Below are 18,256 nucleotides of genomic sequence, written 5' to 3'. Positions count from 1 at the left end.
CTATTGAAAATACTTTATAAATGATGCAAATTTCGCTATGATAAGGAGAAATGATTTTGATTCGGCGAAAGAGATGAGTAATGTACGGTAATGAGAAGTTTCGTGCAACTTTATGCCTTTCTTATGCGTGTATAACATAGAGGGGAGAAAAATCAGTGACGATCGATGAAATTTATCAAATGTATATGAACGATGTTTACAGGTTTCTGCTCTCCATGACAAAAGACAAACATTTGGCAGAAGACTTATTGCAGGAAACCTTTATGCGTGCGTATATACATATTCATTCCTACGACCATAGCAAAGTGAAACCTTGGTTATTTCAGGTGGCACGAAATGCTTTTATTGATTATGTCAGGAAACATAAAAAAGAAGTGACCATATCGGATGACCTCATTGGCGGTCTTTTACAAACGTCTGTACAAAGCCCTGCTGAACAGGTTGAAATAAAGGAAGTCCTCACCATGTATTTAGAGCAGCTTCCAGATAACTACAAGGAAGCGTTGACATTGTATTATTTAAAAGAACTAAATTACAAGGAAGCATCCAAGGTCATGAATATTACTGAAGCAAATTTCAAAAGTGTTTTATTTCGTGCAAGGCAGCGCCTAAAAGCACTTTACAACAGAGGTGTTAATGATGAATGAAGAGTTTAACAAGCGATGGGAACAATATAATAATGGTGAGATGAATGAGGAAGAAATGATAGCGTTTGAGGAAGAGCTTGAAGAAAACGAAAAACGCTTAAGCCAGGAACTGAACGACTCGGATTGGACAGACTTTTCCATCAGTCCTGAGAAGCAAAAAGCCATTTTACAATACGGAAAAAGAAAGTCATATTTACGTATTTCCGTACTTGCTGTCATATCGACACTCATTATTTTACCGCTTTGTACATTAGGAAGTTATTTATACTACGGCGTTGGCGGAGCCGAGAGCAAAGGCAATCACTTCATGGAAACTGCCGCTGTCACCGTCGCTTTGACCAAACCAAACGTGGCCATTGATATGAAGGATTTAAAAGGTCAGGTCAAGCTTTTTGGGATGAACACCGAATTGAAGCTGCAAAAGCAAATTGGCAATAAAACAGAAGCCATTGGCAGTGAACAAATCGAGATGTTTTTCGATAAATTAAAGCAGCCTACTATCTCTTATTATGGTGACAGCGCACGCGAAACGGAGGGTTTCTTTACCCATCCTTCGGCGCAGGCAGATGCCTCAAAAAAACAAACACTCACTACGTTAGACAAGCTTCCTGAAGGAACAGTAAGTGAAGTGTATGTATCCTATGACAGAGCTTACACACCAAAGGATATTTATTCCTTTGCTAAAAAATATGATATGAAAGTGCTGTGGAATGCGATTAAAACAGAGGATTCATTAAGTGGAAATCAGCGGCCAATCGGCTTTCCTGGGAAGGACTCTGAATTTTTAAAAGAGCTTCAGCACACATCAAAAACTGAGGTAGATCAATTCAAAGATGCCCTTGCTTATGTTAATCAGCACCCGACATGGGCAACAACGATCTCTGGCAGACCTGATCTTGATCTGTCTAATCGTATACGCTATATCGATCAAAATGGCGTCACCGTTTATGGCTCTGTGGTCACTGGACCTTCTAAAGAAATTGAGAAATTTGTAAAGACAAAACGCATTAAAACGGCAAAAGTGAGCGAGGTGGAATTATGGAATTGGTAAGAATTTTTAAAGAGCATAATGTATTTGGCTGGATTTCTGTCGGCACAGCGATATTATCCCTGCTCATGCTAAACCTCGCCATTATCAGCAACGTGACATTTTATTCTTTTCAAATGCTTCCTTTTGCAATGGCCGCAGTTCCATTTGGCATTATTGAACTGTTCATTAAAAAAGGCCGTACGGGTCCAGGTTTCCTCGGTGTCGTACTGAATATCTTTGTCATTGTTTGTGTCTATGCCATCGTATCAATCGATGTCGATCTTCAGTTAGGTTTTTAATCAGCACTCAAAAGCAAAAGCCCGTGTTACTTGACTAATGCCAAGCAGCACGGGCTTTTTTCATTTACTTTTTATTCAATTCTGAATGCTTTCTTGAATATAAGAAATACACAACCAGCCCAATGGCAAGCCAGATTAAGAAACGAACAAAGGTGATTGCACCAAGCTTATAAATGAGCAATCCGCAAGATAGAATAGCTAAGATCGGAATAAGCGGAACTGCTGGGCATCTGAAAGCTCGTGGTAAGTCCGGCTGCGTTTTTCTCATCACAATGACCGCCACTGAAATCAAAATAAATGCTGAAAGTGTCCCGATATTCACTAGGCTTGCCAGCTCATCAAGTGGAATAAATCCACCCATTAATGCTGACAATGTACCGAAGAACAGTGTATTGATGTAAGGAGTTTTATGCTTTGGGTGAACTTTTGATAATACCTTTGGCACCAAGCCATCACGAGACATAGCAAACATCACGCGTGTCTGGCCGTACAGCATGACAAGCATTACGGTTGTCATCCCTAGAATCGCTCCGACATCCACAATACCAGCCACCCAGTTTTGTCCGGCTACTTGTAAAACGAGAGACACTGGATGTGATACTCCTTCAAAATTCATGAAAGGAACAATGCCCGTCATAATCGCACTGACAACGACATAAAGCAGTGTACAAATCAATAAGGAAGTAATAATCCCTCTAGGCAGGTTGCGTGATGGATTTTTTGTCTCCTCTGCTGCAGAAGCAACTGCATCAAACCCGATAAATGCAAAGAATACTAGGGCTGCTGCACTTAAGACCCCTGATGTCCCAAATGGTACGAATGGTGTCCAGTTTTCAGGTTTTACATATTTCACAGCGACTAAAATAAAGAGCAGAATCACAGCAATTTTCATAATAACCATGATGTTATTGACTCGTTTTGATTCTTTAATACCAAAGTACAGCAGGAAGGTGATGACCATTAAAATAATAAATGCTGGAAGATTAAAATATGTCACTTGCCCTTTTAAACCACCTGGTGCTGCTGTTAACTCAACTGGTATATGAATCCCTATCCCATTTAAAAAAGACACAAAATAGCCTGACCAGCCCGCTGAAACGGCACTAGCGGCCAGCATATATTCTAATATTAAATCCCATCCAATGATGAATGCTAGAAATTCCCCCATTGATGCGTACGTAAATGTATACACAGACCCTGATACAGGCACTGTGGAAGCAAATTCCGCATATGACAGTGCTGCAAACAAACAAGCAAGACCTGCGATGACAAATGATAGAACAAGTCCTGGCCCCGCAGTGACGGCTCCTGTACCTGTTAGAACAAATATCCCTGTCCCGATAATGGCTCCAATGCCCAGCATGGTTAAATCAAATGAACCCAATTCCTTTTTTAATGCTTTTTCCCCTTGTGTTGCCGCAATGAGCTCTGAAATGCTCTTTTTTCTAAACAATGAATTGCTCATACCATCACTCCCAAAACTTAGTATCAGTCTAAAGACGCCACATTCATATAATTCACAATATTTTCTGAATATTTAGATTAAATTTAGCACAATAAATTGGTGGCGTAAAATTATTATATATGAAAATTAAAAAATGAAAACACTTTTTTTAAAAATAGAGTGAAAATTCTTATACATCAACGAAAATATTGTCAATAAAACGGTTAGATTTTCTTCAATCCTTATTCAATTGATAGTTTGTCTCCCTCTATTTATTATACAACATGGAAGATTATATTTTTTTCATATACTTATTATTCAACAAAAATAAGACCCTTTTTTTAAAAGCGGGTCCACAATTATGTTATTTTAAAGCCTTTAGACTGATAGTGATCTATGAGAAAAAGACCAGTTTCTGCGGCATAAATGATATATGAAAAAAGAGACTGCTTCATAGCAGTCTCTTAAAATGAATTAGTTTACAAATGTTTTCGCTCCAAGATAAATAGGCTTCCAATAGCTTGATGTCATATCACTGATCGTTACACCGTCAGAAGCAGCATGGATAAACTTATTGTTTCCAAGGTAGACACCCATGTGAGATGGACCTGATTTATACGTTGTAAAGAAGACAAAATCTCCAACCTTTGGTTTGGATACACTTTTCATCGATCCCCAGAAACCTTCAGTTGTTTGTCTTGAAATCTTTTTTTGTTTGTTAATGATATACCACATAAATCCGCTGCAATCAAAGCCCTGCGGTGTCGTTCCACCCCATCTATATGGAGTACCGTTTTGCGCTTTAGCATCTGCTATGAGCTTAGACGTGTTTAAGGAAGAAGTAGAAACTGTTTTTTCTTTCACAGGTTTCGTCTTTACTTTAGACGTCTTTTTCACCTTTAGCTTTTGCCCGATTTTAATGAGGTCTGTTTTAAGTTTATTTAACGATTTCAACTCTTTCACAGTCATCCCATATTTTTTGCCAATCTTAGATAATGTATCACCTTTGACAACTTTATGAGTGGCAGTTGCTGAAGCCGTTTTTACTTTTGTTGTTGTTTTTGATGTCTTCACTGCTTTTTTCGAAGAAGTGCCATACACTTTTAAGGTTTGTCCAACATAAATCACGTTAGATTTCAGCTTATTGTCTGATTTAATTTTGCTCACGCTTGTTTTGTATCTTTTCGCTAGAACAGAAAGAGAGTCACCTTTTTGAACTTTTACTGATTGTGCTGAGGCAGCTCCGGCAAATAATGTCGTCCCAAGTAGAACTGCACTTGCAGCTGTGATCAATTGTTTTTTCATTTGTTCCTCCTGTATGTATCTATCTGATCCGAATTTTTATCTACTCCCTATTATAAGGATCAAATACCAGAAGAAATAGTCTTGACTTCCTACGACATTATGCTTATTAATTCGGCAAAATTTATTTTTTTTTAGGGTTCTTTTTATTTCATTTTTATTACACAATCATGACAAAATAATCGCATCTTGTCATGGATAAATGATACATTCATTTCTCTTTTTGGTTCATTCTATGTAAAGTGGACCTTTACAATTTTAAAGTGAACTTTACGGTGCTGTAAAAAGGAATCCACACTTCTGCTCTACCATTGTAAACGTAAGAGCGATACATAAACAATGAGGAGGCAAAATGAATGAGTGTGTTGAAAAGCTCGAAAACGAAAATCGCTGCAGTGGCAGCAGCATCTGTGCTATCGATTGGCATTTTTTCAGGGATTGAATTTGGACAAGCTGACAAAGCTGAGGCTAAAAAGAAGTCGAAAAATGACGTGCAAAATGTGATCGTGCTGATTGGAGATGGCATGGGAACACCCTATCTTTCAACTTACCGCTCATTTAAACACAACGGTGACCTTTCAAAGCAAACAGCGTTTGACCCTTACCTCACTGGCATGCACAAAACATACCCTGACGACTCTAAAAATAACATTACCGATTCAGCAGCAGCTGGTACAGCCATGGCAACTGGTAAAAAGACATACAACAATGCCATTGGTGTAAACAAAAACGGCAAAAAACTAAAAACCGTTTTAGAAGAAGCCAAACGAAAAGGAAAATCGACGGGTCTTGTCGTGACATCTGAATTAACAAATGCTACGCCTGCTGCGTATGCCGCTCACGATGTGTCTAGGAAAAACACTGCAGCCATCGCCGATGACTTCTTCGATGAGAAAATCGGAAAACAGCATACAGTCGATGTCATGCTTGGCGGAGGACTTGTCGACTTTGTCCGAAAGGATCGTGATCTGACGAAGGAATTCAGACAAGCCGGTTATGATTATGTCACCAATAAAGCTGCCTTACAAAAAAACAAAAATGAAAAAGTGTTAGGCATTTTTGCCGATGGAGGTCTCGATAAAGCCATTGATCGTGATCAAACGACCCCTTCCCTGCAAGACATGACATCCTCAGCCATCAAACAGCTGTCTAAAAACAAAAAAGGATTTTTCCTTATGGTCGAAGGCAGTCAAATTGACTGGGCTGGACATGATCATGATATTGTCAGTGCGATGAGTGAAATGAAAGATTTTGAAAAAGCATTTGAAGAAGCGATTCGTTTTGCGAAAAAGGATAAAAACACGTTAGTCATCACGACCGCGGATCATTCAACTGGCGGACTTTCCTTCGGAGCAGACGGTTCAGGGAGCTGGGATTACAAACCGGTAAAAGCAGCGAAAAAAACGCCTGACTTTATCGCAAACAAAATCGTCAGCGGCATGCCTGTCGAGTCAGCCCTGAAACAATATATCAATCTTGATTTCACAAAAGAAGAAATATCATCTATTCAAAAGGCCGCTGAAACAAAGGATACTGTTAAAATTGATGATGCGATTGAAGAAGTGATCAATACAAGATCACATACAGGCTGGACAACATCTGGTCATACCGGTGATGAAGTTCCATTCTTTGCGTATGGCCCAACAAGCCAGCAGCTAAAAGGTCTAATGGAAAATACCGATCAAGCAAAACACATTTTCAAACTGCTGAAAAACCAATAAAATGGACAAAAAAGATGTCTGCTAAGAGACATCTTTTTTGGTCTTTTTCATGCAAGATATTTCCTATGAACCCCTTTTCCATCATAAGAAAACATCACTTCTTTTCCTTCAAGAACGGACTCGATATGCACACTTCTTCCCCACAGCTGATATAAATACGGAAGGACTTTTTCTAAGTATTTCAGATCAAGTTCAATGCCTTCATACCAATGCTTGATATAAAGTTCGTTATTTTTTAAATAGTCGCCATCGATCACGGTCAAATACGGAAAGCCGCCATTCACTCTCATACTGACTAACTGATCACGAACCGCCTTCCATTCTTTATCAATGACTTTATAGTCTCTCCCCTGCTTTTGAAACAAGTACAAATCTTCTCTCATCACAAGGTCTTTCGTTAAGTAGTTTCGAATAAAGGAAATATCTGACTCAATTTCTCTGACTTCAAACATTTTGCTGCGGCCTGATCCTTCTGTGACCCCTGCTTTTTTTAATTCTTCACACGGGTTGTTATAGCGCTCTTCAATATCTTCAAAAATCTTCAGCCCTAAATAGTAAGGATTGATGCCTGTTTTAGATGGCTGCACCACACCTGCATTTAATTTCGCAAACTCTATCGATTCACTTGAATCCAAATCAAGCTCCCGCATAATCCGCTGGTGCCAATACGATGCCCAGCCTTCATTCATAATCTTTGTTTCCAGCTGCGGCCAAAAATAGAGCATTTCTTCTCTCAGCATGGTAAGGACATCCCGCTGCCACGGCTCCAGCTCGCGGGAATGCGCCTCAATAAAGAGTAAAATATCCTTTTCCGGCTTTGGCGGAAACTGCTTAACAGTTTTCTTTTTCTCACGCGTTTTCGGCTCATCCATTCCCCACAAATCATCATAAGGCGTTTGACGTTTTGGTTTATCATCTTCACTTTCTTCATCTTCCATATTCCAGCTTAATTTTGATCGAACAAGAGACGGATCAATATGCTCTTGGATAGCCAAAACGGCATCTAAAAAGGACTCGACTTCTTTTGTTCCATGGATATGCTCATATTCTTTGATCCGCTCTGCCGCTGCTGACATACTTTCGACCATATCTCGTTTTGTATTTTGGAAACGGCAATTATTTTTGAAGAAATCACAGTGTGCCAATACATGAGCCACAATTAATTTATTTTGAACGAGCGTATTGTTATCAAGTAGAAAGGCGTAGCAAGGATTTGAATTGATGACCAGTTCATAAATTTTGCTTAACCCTAAATCATAATGAAGCTTCATTTTATGAAATTGCTTCCCAAAGCTCCAGTGGCTGAATCGTGTTGGCATTCCATATGCACCGAACGTATAAATAATTTCCGCGGGACAGATTTCATACCTCATCGGATAAAAATCTAGACCAAATCCTTCTGCAATCTCTGTAATTTCATCAATCGCTCTTTGTAAAAGACGTTTTTCAGATACGCTCAAGGAAACCATCCCTCCTCATCGGACTTATCCCTACTATATGAGCGTATGTAAAAAAACATGATGTTCCGCCAATCGTTTAGACGACTTCTATTTCTTTCGTGGATTGCCCGCCGAATGCTTCGAAATGAATATGGTGTGCTGGAATTCCCAGCTCTTTTAGATGATGAATGATCTCCTGTGTAAACACCGGGGAACCGCATAGATAAAATTGGCCTTTCCCTTCTCCGATCACCGATTGAAGAAATGAACGGTCAATGCGGGAAGCCGCTTTCTCAACGAGTTCACCCTTTCCAGACTGCGCAAATTGTTCGTTACATAGGATGATGCGTCCATAGGAAGCTGAAGCTAGAACGCGTTCAAACTCATTTTCAAAAGCGTTTACATCCTCTAATCGATCTGCATGAATCATCGTGAATGTCTGGCTGTTTTGTGCGGCAGTTTTCACTAAACCAATCATTGGTGTAACACCAGACCCAGCACTGATGAAATAAACAGGCTCTTTTATGTCATCTTGCAAACAGAACATTCCCTGCGGCATACTCACTTGAAGAACGTCCCCTTCTTCCATTTCATCATGCAAAAATGTAGACACATGACCGTCACGCTTCACTGTAATACGGTAATAAGATGGATGATGCTCGTCTGATAAGCTGTATTGTCTGCTGCACATATAGGCTTCTCCTGGCATATCTGCCTGAACCGTAATATATTGACCTGCTTTATACATTGGCAGCTCTGATTCATCTTCTGGTACTAAATAAAAAGAGATAAGCGATGGAGATTCTTGCTTCTTTTTCTTAATCACAAACGGCTTCACATCTGCCCATCCGCCTGTCTGTTTCACATTTTCATCCATCATTTCTGCTTCTATGGTCATGAAAATATTCGCAATGATGTCATATGCAGCTTTCCAAGCTAATAAAGTGGCATCTTCTTCTCTTAAGCCAAACACCTCTTTCATCGCTTCAATCAAGTGATATCCGACAATTGGGTATTGTTCTTTTTTGACCATGACACTGACATGCTTATGGGCAATTTGTTTGACCGCAGGAAGTAATTCCTCTAACCGATCAATGTGCAGTGCAGCTTGATATAGTGTCGCAGCAAGTGCCTCTGGCTGACTTCCGTTCATCAGATTTGTTTTATTAAATTGATTGAGCAGCTCCGGGTGCTGGCGAATCATATTTTGATAAAAAACAGTGACAAGCTTGGTTCCCTCGGCTTTTAGTAGAGGAGCTGATTGCTTTATTGCATTCATTTGATCTTTAGATAACATCGTCATTCCTTCTTTCAAAAGAAGTATTTTAAATACATCTTTATCGTAATAGATGACAGTCTCTAAAAGCAATATTTATAATACATGTTTTAAATGTTGTCACATTTTACACTTTCTCGAACAGTTTTTGTCTAAAATGTGTTACGATGATACAAAACTCTATTAGGTTTAGAGGTCGTCAAAATGAAACTTACGAATTACACAGATTTCTCATTAAGGGTACTCATTTATTTAGCTTCGAGAGAAAATAATGAACTGTCAAATATTCAGCAGATCGCCGATGTTTATGGCATTTCTAAAAATCATCTGACGAAGGTGATTTATCATCTTGGAAAACGCGGGTATGTGGAAACGATTCGCGGAAGAAATGGCGGGATCAGGCTTGGAAAAAGCCCAGAAAGCATTAATATTGGAGAGGTTGTCCGTTATACAGAGGATGATTTAGTCATGGTTGAATGCTTTGATCCAAAGAAAAACAGCTGCATTATCTCCCCAATTTGTTCATTAAAGCATGTACTTCATGAAGCACTCACTGCTTATTTAAGCGTTCTAGACCGATACACACTAAACGATTTAACACAAAACAAAGATGCTCTTAGAGAGCTCCTGCTTTAAGGCGAAAGAATTTATTCTTTCGTCTTTTTCTTTACCTTCTTGTAATAATAATTTATTTAAAATTATTATAAATAAATATTGACTATCATGTTTGATTCAATATAATTAGGGTATATAGATTGCTAGAAAACACTTTTTTGTTTACAGGAGGAGAAAAGAATGACAAATTCAAATCATAAAAATTTGACAACGAACCAAGGCGTGCCTGTTGGCGATAACCAAAACTCAAGAACAGCTGGTCACCGCGGACCTACCTTTCTTGATGATTACCATTTGATTGAAAAACTTGCACACTTTGACCGTGAACGTATTCCAGAGCGCGTCGTTCATGCAAGAGGCGCCGGCGCTTACGGTGTGTTTGAAGTAGAAAACAGCATGGAGAAACATACAAAAGCAGCCTTCTTAAGTGAAGAAGGAAAACAAACAGACGTTTTTGTTCGCTTCTCTACCGTTATTCATCCGAAAGGTTCACCTGAAACATTGCGTGATCCGCGCGGCTTTGCTGTCAAATTTTATACAGAAGAAGGCAACTATGATCTCGTTGGTAACAACTTGCCGATCTTCTTTATTCGTGATGCATTGAAATTCCCTGATATGGTTCACTCTCTCAAGCCAGATCCTGTAACCAATATTCAAGATCCTGACCGTTATTGGGATTTTATGACCTTAACGCCTGAATCCACTCATATGCTCACATGGCTTTTCTCTGACGAAGGAATCCCTGCAAGCTACGCTGAAATGCGCGGTTCTGGTGTGCATACATTTAGATGGGTGAACAAATACGGCGAAGCAAAATATGTGAAATATCACTGGAGACCTTCTGAAGGTATTCGCAACTTATCTATGGAAGAAGCAGCGGAAATTCAAGCAAACGATTTCCAGCATGCGACAAGAGATTTATATGACCGCATTGAAAAAGGCAACTTCCCAGCATGGGACTTATATGTTCAGCTTATGCCGCTTAGCGATTATGATGACCTTGATTATGATCCATGTGACCCAACAAAAACGTGGAGCGAGGAAGATTACCCGCTTCAAAAAGTAGGACGCATGACACTCAACCGCAATCCTGAGAACTTCTTTGCTGAAACAGAACAGTCTGCTTTCACGCCAAGTGCATTTGTTCCAGGAATTGAGGCATCTGAAGATAAACTGCTTCAAGGCCGTCTGTTCTCATATCCTGATACTCAGCGCCACCGTCTTGGTGCGAACTACATGCGCATTCCGGTTAACTGCCCTTATGCACCTGTACACAATAACCAGCAGGATGGCTTTATGACAACGACTCGTCCAAGCGGTCATATTAACTATGAACCAAACCGTTATGCCGATCAGCCAAAAGAAAACCCTCACTACAAAGAAAGTGAACCAGTTCTTCACGGTGACCGTATGGTGAGACAAAAAATTGAAAAACCGAACGATTTTAAACAAGCTGGAGAAAAATATCGAAGCTACTCTGAAGAAGAGAAACAAGCATTGATTAAAAACCTAACAGCTGATCTGAAAGATGTGAATGACCAAACAAAATTACTTGCAATCTGCAACTTCTATCGTGCCGATGAAGATTACGGCCAGCGATTAGCAGATTCACTTGGTGTGGATATTCGTGCTTATCTTCAAGGTAGCATGAAGTAATTCCATTTCGAAAAAAAATTGTTGGACAAAGGGCTAAAATGATCTTTATTTTAGCCCTTTGTCTTTTTTGACTGAACGCCTCAAGCACCCTTTACAAAAAAAGGGGCTTTTTTATAATCGAAACACGTTAATACTAATCAAATGACCGGTCACCGGATGAAAATAAATTTCTGCATGTGCGGCAAAGCGAGTTGATCCTTCCTTTACAGTGACGCGAAACACATCTTTTGTCTGCTCATCATTCACTTCTGTCCGGCCAATGTAATGATAATCATTTAAAGCGGCACCTTTATATTCATCTTTAAACGCTGTATACGCAAGTCTTTCCCAATTTTCAAACGGCTGCACCGCTGCTTTTGATGCAGGATGAATCATCAAACTGCCAAGCAAAACGATTCCTGCTGCAATAAGCATCCACAATTTCGGCTGCATGATATCATTGAACTCACTTTCATATATGTTTTGTTTAGGTTTAGCTGGCCGGTCCTTTTTCATACATGAAGCAATTATTCAGCCTATAATTCCCGGTACACGATTGATGCGGACACCAACTTTTCCCCTGAAAAAGTCGATATGATCCGAGCAAACTAATGAGGACTTCTCAAGGGAAAGGAGAAGGTTTAATGAATGTGGCGGATTATGATAAAGCACTTTATTATACGCATCGCTCGCAATGGGATAATTTACTTATTCTTATGGTACGTACGCAAGATGATTTGCTCTCGAAACGTATTGAGCATTTCTTACATGCGTATCAATTTAACCGGAACGATGCAGATGTTGAAAAATGTTTATATGGGCTCCTGCAGTACATTGACCATGCTTCAGAGGCTGCTGCTGAAGTTTATTCACAACCGATGTACACATAAAGAAAAAGGGCTAAAATGAATTTTTTAGCCCTTCCCTTTTCCATACAATTAGCAGTGCGCAGTGCTGGGAAACATAAAGTGGCTGACATGAAATAGACGGAAGCGTTAGAGATAATGTATGGATCACAAGCTTATTAAAGCTCTAATTTGTCATCACTTACTAATTCATATGCCTCCACTTGATCCCCTCCGATTTTACATTCACCTTTGATTGACCAGCTCATCATCTCCTTTAGAATAAAAAAAGACTTGATGAGCATACTCTCATCAAGTCTTTTATTTGTTTTTCTATTAGAAATTAGGCTGTTCATACTTCTCTTTTTACGCAAAAGGGCACGTCAAATAACCAACTCTTTATTCAATTCACTGAATTGAATGTGCGCTTAAAAGTTTTAGTCTGTCATAGCAGCTCTTTTGGCTGATTTTTTTGATAATCCACTGCATACAGAGCCGCTTGGGTTCGATCTGCCAGCTCTAATTTTGATAATACATGAGATACGTGCGTTTTGACAGTCTTTTCAGAAATAAACAGCGATGAGGCAATTTCTTTGTTGCTTTTGCCTTTTGCAATCTCAAATAAGACATCTCGCTCTCTATTGGTGAGATCTTTCATCAATGCCCATTTCTGCTCTTTTGGCTCTGTCAGATGCTGCACGAGAAAGGTCGTGATATGACCATCTAACTGATAAGTGCCATTTTGTACTTCAATCATGGTTGACAGCAGTTTTTCTGGTGCCACATCCTTTAATTGATAGGCCTTCGCCCCTGCTTGAATGGCGGGAATGACATAATCTTTATCCGCATAGCTTGTCAGGATCACAATGCGGGAGTCAGGCATTTCCAGCGTCATTTGTTTCGTTGCCTCAATGCCATTCATGACAGGCATAGACAAATCCATTAAGACGATATCAGGCCGGGTTTCTCTGACAACCTCTAATGCCTCTTGCCCATTGGACGCCTCACCAACGATGTCCACATCAGGCTGTGTCTGCAAGAAAAACACAAGCCCTTTTCTCACAATATGATGATCATCTGCAATGACAACTCTCATGACGATCCCTTCCTTTCTTGTGAAAATGGCACTTTTACATGAATCGTAGTTCCTTTACCTAACTCTGAATGGATACAAAATGTACCACCTGCTCTTTGGATGCGGTCAGACATCCCTTTCAGCCCAAGTGAAGGAAGGCTCATCTGCTCGTCATATTGAAAACCTTTTCCGTGGTCAATGATTTTCATCTCCAACGTGTCTTTTGATTGCTCAAGCTTGACCTCGACTTCTTCTACTTCCGCATGTTTTTGACAGTTATTCAGTGCTTCTTGACATACCCGAAACAAAGTTTCATTGTGTGAATGATCCATTTCTATACAGCCTAATAAAGATAAGTTGCAGCGTAATCCTAAAAGCTGTGCATACTCTTCAATTGCTGTCGTAAACCCCTTTTCAAGGCCTCTTGGTCTCAGCTGCCAAATGAGTGACCGCATTTCAATCAGAGCGTCTTGTGACAAATGCTGAATAAAATCAATCATTTCCCCTAGATTTTGATCGCTTGTCATTTGCCGTGCAGCCTTAGCCGTCAGACTCACAGAGAACAGCATTTGGTTGACAGAATCATGCAAGTCCTGTGCCAGCCGGTTTCTTTCTTCCAGAAGTGCATGCTGCTGTTCATTTTGCACAAGCTTCATCCGCTGAATGGCGGTGCCAATTTGAAGTGCAATGCTTTCAAGCAAATTCAGCTCTTCTTGCGTAAACGTGACTTTTCCTTTTGCTGCCACATTTAATAAGCCGAACGTACGCTTACACGCTTGTAGCGGTACGGTCGCATGATGAGTAATTCCTTCTGTATCCCCAAGCTTTTCTTCAATCGCCGTTTCAATCCGTTTGCAATTAATAATATTGGTGGCTGATTGCAGTGTGCCTTTTGTGTAACGGTTGATGCAATAACAATCATTTTGACACATGAGCTGCTTTTGATGCTTTGCGAGTGCTTCAGGTAAGGAAACCTCTGCCATCAGTTCATATGACCCGTCTTTTTCTATAAAATAAATCCATGCTGAATGAAAGCCTGTGACATCCATCAGCATGTGGAGTACTTCATGGAGCGTTTCTTTCATTTCCATGCCTTCATTTAGCTTTTCAGCAATTTCTTTTAACGTTTTTAATGTTTCAACCTTCTCTTGGTATTCTCCCATAATGTTTACCCCCGGCATTTGCAGCCTTCACTTCTCATTACGCTCATTATACCATGAGCCCCCTCGTCGCTCTTTCTCCAAAAGAATGATTTCTTCTCATCCTTTTGGCTGAGAAAAAGCCATCATGTATTCATACACGATGGCCTTGTCTTTCGTTATTTCGCTGTTTCTTCCACAATATCATAAACGACTTTCATCACTTCTTCTGACAAATGCTTTAACTTTTCTTCACTATCTGTTAAAGACGTGCCTTTGACTGCAATATAAAATTTCACTTTAGGCTCAGTGCCGGAAGGTCTTAAGCAGAACCACGAACCATCCTCAAGGAAATATTTCAGTACATTTGATGCTGGCAGGTGAATGGTTTCCTCTTTCTTTTCAGCCACAAGTTGTCTTTGATTTGATTGATAATCCTCAATCACTGTGATGCGCTGCCCTGCGATGGCAGATGGCGGGTTTGTTCTAAAGGTATGAAGGATCGCTGAAATCTGCTCTGCTCCTTCTTTTCCTTTTAAGGTTAACGACTTTAATCCTTCCCGGTAAAATCCAAACTGCTTGAAAATATCGACAAGTGCATCGTACAAGGACTTGCCCTGCTTTTTATAGAAAGCAGCGACTTCAACGGCTAAAAGTGCCGCTTGCACCGCATCTTTATCTCGGGCAAAGTCACCGATCAAATAGCCATAGCTCTCTTCATAACCGAATTGAAACGTGTATTCTCCGCTCTTTTCAAACTGCTTAATTTTTTCTCCAATAAATTTAAAGCCTGTGAGTGTGTCTATCGTGTCGGCACCAAAAGCTGATGCTACAGCGCGCCCAAGCTCACTTGTAACAATGGTTTTCATCACAACGGGACGAGGCGGCAGCTGACCCAGCTTTTGTTTTTCAGATAATAAATAATGGAGCAGCAGAGCGCCTGTTTGGTTGCCTGTTAAGACGGTAAATTCTCCTTCGTGATCTCTGACCGCAATGCCTAACCTGTCAGCATCTGGGTCTGTGGCAATAAGGATATCTGCATTTTGTTTTTCGCCAAGCTTGATGGCGTACTCAAATGCTGCATGCTCCTCTGGATTCGGCGAGGTCACTGTTGAGAATTGTGGATCTGGTTTTTCCTGCTCAGGCACAACAGTGACATGCTGATATCCAAGAGCCTGCAGCCCGTTTCTGACAGGGTGATTGGCTGTCCCATGAAGCGGAGTAAACACGACTTTGACATCGACCTCATGTGCCAGCTCAGGGTGCACACTAATGGTTTTTAATTTTTCAATATAAGCATGGTCGATTTCTTCTCCGATTATTTTGATCAGCCCTTGCTGTTTCAACGTTTCTTCAGAGTCAACTGAAATCGACAGTTCATTTTCAATTGCATCTACTTCTTGAATGACTTGATCTGCTTCAAATGGAGGAAGCTGCCCGCCATCTTCACCATACACTTTATAGCCATTATATTCTGGTGGATTATGACTTGCTGTCACGACGATTCCAGCAAATGCATGCAGTTCACGAACCGCAAAGGAGAGCTCTGGTGTCGGACGCAATTCATCAAATACGTACGTTTGAATGCCTTGTGAAGCAAGTGTTTTGGCTGCTTCCATCGCAAATTCAGGCGATTTATGGCGTGAATCATATGCAATGGCGACGCCTCTATTTTTTGCATCCTCTCCATGTTTCGCAATATACGCAGCAAGACCTGCTGATGCTTTACGAACAGTGTACACATTCATTCGGTTCGTGCCTGCACCAATCTCACCGCGCATTCCTCCAGTGCCGAACTCAAGGTTTTTGTAGAAACAGTCTTCAAGTGCCTGGTGGTCATCTTGATGCGTCTCCAGCCATTCCTTTAATTCAGTATCCAGGTGCTTCTCATTGATCCATCGCTCATAATTCGTCTTCCAACTCATGGTCGTCCTCCCCAGCTCTTATCATCAATAAAATAACATCTACTGTTATTTTATATGGAATCATCCTTTATGTCATGCTATATCATTAGCAGTTGGAAAAAATGTTGCACAAATAAAAAAAGCCGATACATGATCGGCTTTCAGATTGTTGACAAAGGGCTAAAATGATCTTGCTTTAACCCTTTGTCTTCTTTTTATTCAGCATCAAGCGGTACGACTGCTTCATGGAATAGTTGATCTAATTCTGTTTGATGTTTCTGTTTTGCTGCTTCATCCCAGCCAAAACGCTCTGCCATGTAGTCAACAACAGGCTGTGCGTATTTTTTTGCCCAATTGATATTAAATAATAGGCTTCCTGTTCTTCTTAAGAAGAAATCGACAGGTGTTACAGCTAGTTCTTCTTCGATCGCATAGACAAGCTCTGCCAGCACATATGCTGGAATGTTTCGTTTGTCTGCTTCCCCTTGAAGCTGCTCTACTCGTTTGTAGACACTGCTGACGTTTGAACCATATTTTTCAGCTAGTTTTTGTGCAATCGGTTCTGTTAAACCAACAGATGCGCCTTCTGCTGTTTTCGCTTGAACAAAGGCTGCCATGTTTTTAGATCCGCCTACATGGCCGCCTGAGATTGGCATATGCTTTGTTTTACATGGTCCGTAATCTTTGCCCGTTTCCTGTTTCAATCCATCACGTACTAGATCGACAATATGCTCAGCCATTTTACGGTAGCCTGTTAATTTACCGCCAGCAATGGTGATTAAGCCTGAAGATGATGTCCACACTTCATCCTTACGAGAAATTTCTGAAGGATCTTTGCCCTCTTCATGAATGAGCGGACGAAGACCGGCCCAGTTGGATTCTACATCTTTTTCTGTAATATTGAGGTCAGGGAACATGTACTGAATCGCTTGGATGACATAGTCACGATCGGCTTTTGTCATACGCGGGTGCTCCAGCTGTTTTTTGTACACTGTATCTGTTGTTCCAACGTACGTTTTGCCTTCTCTTGGAATGGCAAAGACCATACGTTTATCAGGCGTGTCAAAGTAAATCGCTTGTTTTAATGGGAAGACCGATTGGTCAAATACTAAGTGAATTCCTTTTGTATGCTGTAAGTGTTTTCCTTCTTTTGAGTGGTCCTTGTCTCTCAGCTGATCTACCCATGGACCTGTCGCGTTGACGATCTTCTTCGCATACACATCGTATGTTTTCTGCGTCATGACATCTTCAATGACAACACCAACCACTTTGCCTTTATCATAAATAAATTCTTTTACTTTCGCATAGTTGACCGCTTCCGCTCCGAATTTCACAGCCTCTTTCATGACTTCAATTGTGAGGCGTGCATCATCTGTACGGTATTCAACATAGTAGCCGCCGCCTTTTAAGCCGTCCTTTTTGACAAGCGGTTCTTTTTCAAGTGTTTCTTTCGCACTTAGCATGCTTCTGCGTTCGCTATGCTTTACGCCAGCTAAAAAGTCATACACTCTCAGTCCAATAGAGGTTGAAAACTTACCAAATGTCCCGCCTTTATGCATCGGAAGAAGCATCCATTCTGGCGTTGTCACATGAGGACCATTTTCGTATACAATGGCACGCTCTTTACCGACCTCTGCGACCATTTTTACTTCAAATTGTTTTAAATAACGAAGTCCGCCGTGCACTAGTTTCGTTGATCGGCTGGACGTACCTGCTGCGAAATCCTGCATTTCTGCAAGACCGACACGCATTCCGCGTGAAGCCGCGTCAAGTGCTGTACCAGCGCCTGTTATACCCCCACCAATGATAAACACATCATATGGTTTTTTTGTCATTTCCTGAAGCATTTGTTCTCTTTCTAAGCTAGAAAAAGTCATCTCTTGTT

General features: G+C 40.5%; 16 protein-coding genes. 7 read left to right on the top strand and 9 right to left on the bottom strand.

Features of this window, described 5'->3' with window-relative positions; all coding sequences use genetic code 11:
- Positions 1-155 precede the first annotated feature (155 nt).
- Genes NSQ76_RS05320 through NSQ76_RS05310 form a run of 3 tightly spaced genes read left to right on the top strand, consistent with a single transcriptional unit; the run spans position 156 to position 1,976 of the window.
- Positions 156-647 (top strand): sigma-70 family RNA polymerase sigma factor, encoded by a 492-nt coding sequence (locus tag NSQ76_RS05320; RefSeq protein ID WP_024425287.1) that lies wholly within the window; start codon positions 156-158, stop codon positions 645-647.
- Positions 640-1,698 carry an anti-sigma factor gene (locus tag NSQ76_RS05315; RefSeq protein WP_024426591.1) on the top strand — a complete coding sequence of 353 codons (1,059 nt, stop codon included), beginning with the start codon at positions 640-642 and terminating at the stop codon, positions 1,696-1,698. Before NSQ76_RS05320 ends, NSQ76_RS05315 begins: the two co-directional genes overlap by 8 nt.
- Positions 1,686-1,976: a hypothetical protein gene (locus tag NSQ76_RS05310; RefSeq protein ID WP_024425288.1), complete on the top strand. Its 291-nt coding sequence runs from the start codon at positions 1,686-1,688 to the stop codon at positions 1,974-1,976. Before NSQ76_RS05315 ends, NSQ76_RS05310 begins: the two co-directional genes overlap by 13 nt.
- Positions 1,977-2,040: 64 nt before the next feature.
- On the opposite strand, the gene NSQ76_RS05305 is transcribed toward NSQ76_RS05310, so the two are convergent.
- Together NSQ76_RS05305 and NSQ76_RS05300 are read right to left on the bottom strand one after the other, a co-directional pair.
- Positions 2,041-3,441, bottom strand: a complete 1,401-nt coding sequence (locus tag NSQ76_RS05305) for an amino acid permease (protein ID WP_024425289.1) — start codon at positions 3,439-3,441, stop codon at positions 2,041-2,043.
- 453 nt (positions 3,442-3,894) lie between these two features.
- The gene (locus tag NSQ76_RS05300; RefSeq protein ID WP_341052854.1) at positions 3,895-4,725 is read right to left on the bottom strand and encodes a LysM peptidoglycan-binding domain-containing protein; all 831 of its coding nucleotides are present in this window, start codon (positions 4,723-4,725) and stop codon (positions 3,895-3,897) included.
- A 353-nt stretch (positions 4,726-5,078) separates the two neighbouring features.
- Between NSQ76_RS05300 and NSQ76_RS05295 the strand changes: the two genes are divergently transcribed.
- Positions 5,079-6,443, top strand: a complete 1,365-nt coding sequence (locus tag NSQ76_RS05295) for an alkaline phosphatase (protein WP_341052852.1) — start codon at positions 5,079-5,081, stop codon at positions 6,441-6,443.
- A gap of 47 nt (positions 6,444-6,490) precedes the next feature.
- Here the strand turns inward: NSQ76_RS05295 and NSQ76_RS05290 are convergent, their stop codons facing one another.
- Together NSQ76_RS05290 and NSQ76_RS05285 are read right to left on the bottom strand one after the other, a co-directional pair.
- The gene (locus tag NSQ76_RS05290; protein ID WP_445661659.1) at positions 6,491-7,912 is read right to left on the bottom strand and encodes a SpoVR family protein; all 1,422 of its coding nucleotides are present in this window, start codon (positions 7,910-7,912) and stop codon (positions 6,491-6,493) included.
- A 67-nt stretch (positions 7,913-7,979) separates the two neighbouring features.
- Complete coding sequence (locus NSQ76_RS05285) at positions 7,980-9,179, bottom strand: globin domain-containing protein (RefSeq protein WP_135032437.1); 1,200 nt, start codon at positions 9,177-9,179, stop codon at positions 7,980-7,982.
- 183 nt (positions 9,180-9,362) lie between these two features.
- Here NSQ76_RS05285 and NSQ76_RS05280 point away from each other — a divergent pair, with 183 nt between their 5' ends.
- The gene (locus NSQ76_RS05280) at positions 9,363-9,794 is read left to right on the top strand and encodes an Rrf2 family transcriptional regulator (protein WP_024425294.1); all 432 of its coding nucleotides are present in this window, start codon (positions 9,363-9,365) and stop codon (positions 9,792-9,794) included.
- Positions 9,795-9,953: 159 nt separating this feature from the next.
- Positions 9,954-11,429, top strand: a complete 1,476-nt coding sequence (locus NSQ76_RS05275; protein ID WP_024425295.1) for a catalase — start codon at positions 9,954-9,956, stop codon at positions 11,427-11,429.
- A gap of 111 nt (positions 11,430-11,540) precedes the next feature.
- On the opposite strand, the gene NSQ76_RS05270 is transcribed toward NSQ76_RS05275, so the two are convergent.
- A complete protein-coding gene (locus NSQ76_RS05270; RefSeq protein ID WP_135032439.1) occupies positions 11,541-11,861 on the bottom strand; it encodes a YqzG/YhdC family protein in 321 nt (106 codons plus the stop codon).
- Positions 11,862-12,052: 191 nt separating this feature from the next.
- Between NSQ76_RS05270 and NSQ76_RS05265 the strand changes: the two genes are divergently transcribed.
- Positions 12,053-12,298: a YhdB family protein gene (locus tag NSQ76_RS05265; RefSeq protein WP_075622702.1), complete on the top strand. Its 246-nt coding sequence runs from the start codon at positions 12,053-12,055 to the stop codon at positions 12,296-12,298.
- 400 nt (positions 12,299-12,698) lie between these two features.
- Here NSQ76_RS05265 and NSQ76_RS05260 read toward each other — a convergent pair whose 3' ends face one another.
- From NSQ76_RS05260 to glpD, 4 genes are all read right to left on the bottom strand, one after another.
- Complete coding sequence (locus NSQ76_RS05260) at positions 12,699-13,349, bottom strand: response regulator transcription factor (protein ID WP_341052844.1); 651 nt, start codon at positions 13,347-13,349, stop codon at positions 12,699-12,701.
- Entirely contained in the window at positions 13,346-14,491 is a 1,146-nt protein-coding gene (locus tag NSQ76_RS05255; RefSeq protein WP_125587334.1) for a GAF domain-containing sensor histidine kinase, read from the bottom strand. The genes NSQ76_RS05260 and NSQ76_RS05255 overlap by 4 nt, the downstream gene beginning before the upstream one ends.
- Before the next feature lie 155 nt (positions 14,492-14,646).
- Positions 14,647-16,392 carry a phospho-sugar mutase gene (locus tag NSQ76_RS05250; RefSeq protein ID WP_277722212.1) on the bottom strand — a complete coding sequence of 582 codons (1,746 nt, stop codon included), beginning with the start codon at positions 16,390-16,392 and terminating at the stop codon, positions 14,647-14,649.
- A 194-nt stretch (positions 16,393-16,586) separates the two neighbouring features.
- The gene (gene glpD / locus NSQ76_RS05245) at positions 16,587-18,248 is read right to left on the bottom strand and encodes a glycerol-3-phosphate dehydrogenase (protein ID WP_024426602.1); all 1,662 of its coding nucleotides are present in this window, start codon (positions 18,246-18,248) and stop codon (positions 16,587-16,589) included.
- Positions 18,249-18,256 lie beyond the last annotated feature (8 nt).

It is taken from the genome of Bacillus sp. FSL M8-0256, from assembly GCF_038005765.1.
In the GTDB taxonomy this organism is placed as follows: Bacteria; Bacillota; Bacilli; order Bacillales; family Bacillaceae; genus Bacillus; species Bacillus safensis.
The sequence above is the reverse complement of the archived record's forward strand: the minus strand, read 5'-3'. Positions and strand labels throughout refer to the sequence as shown.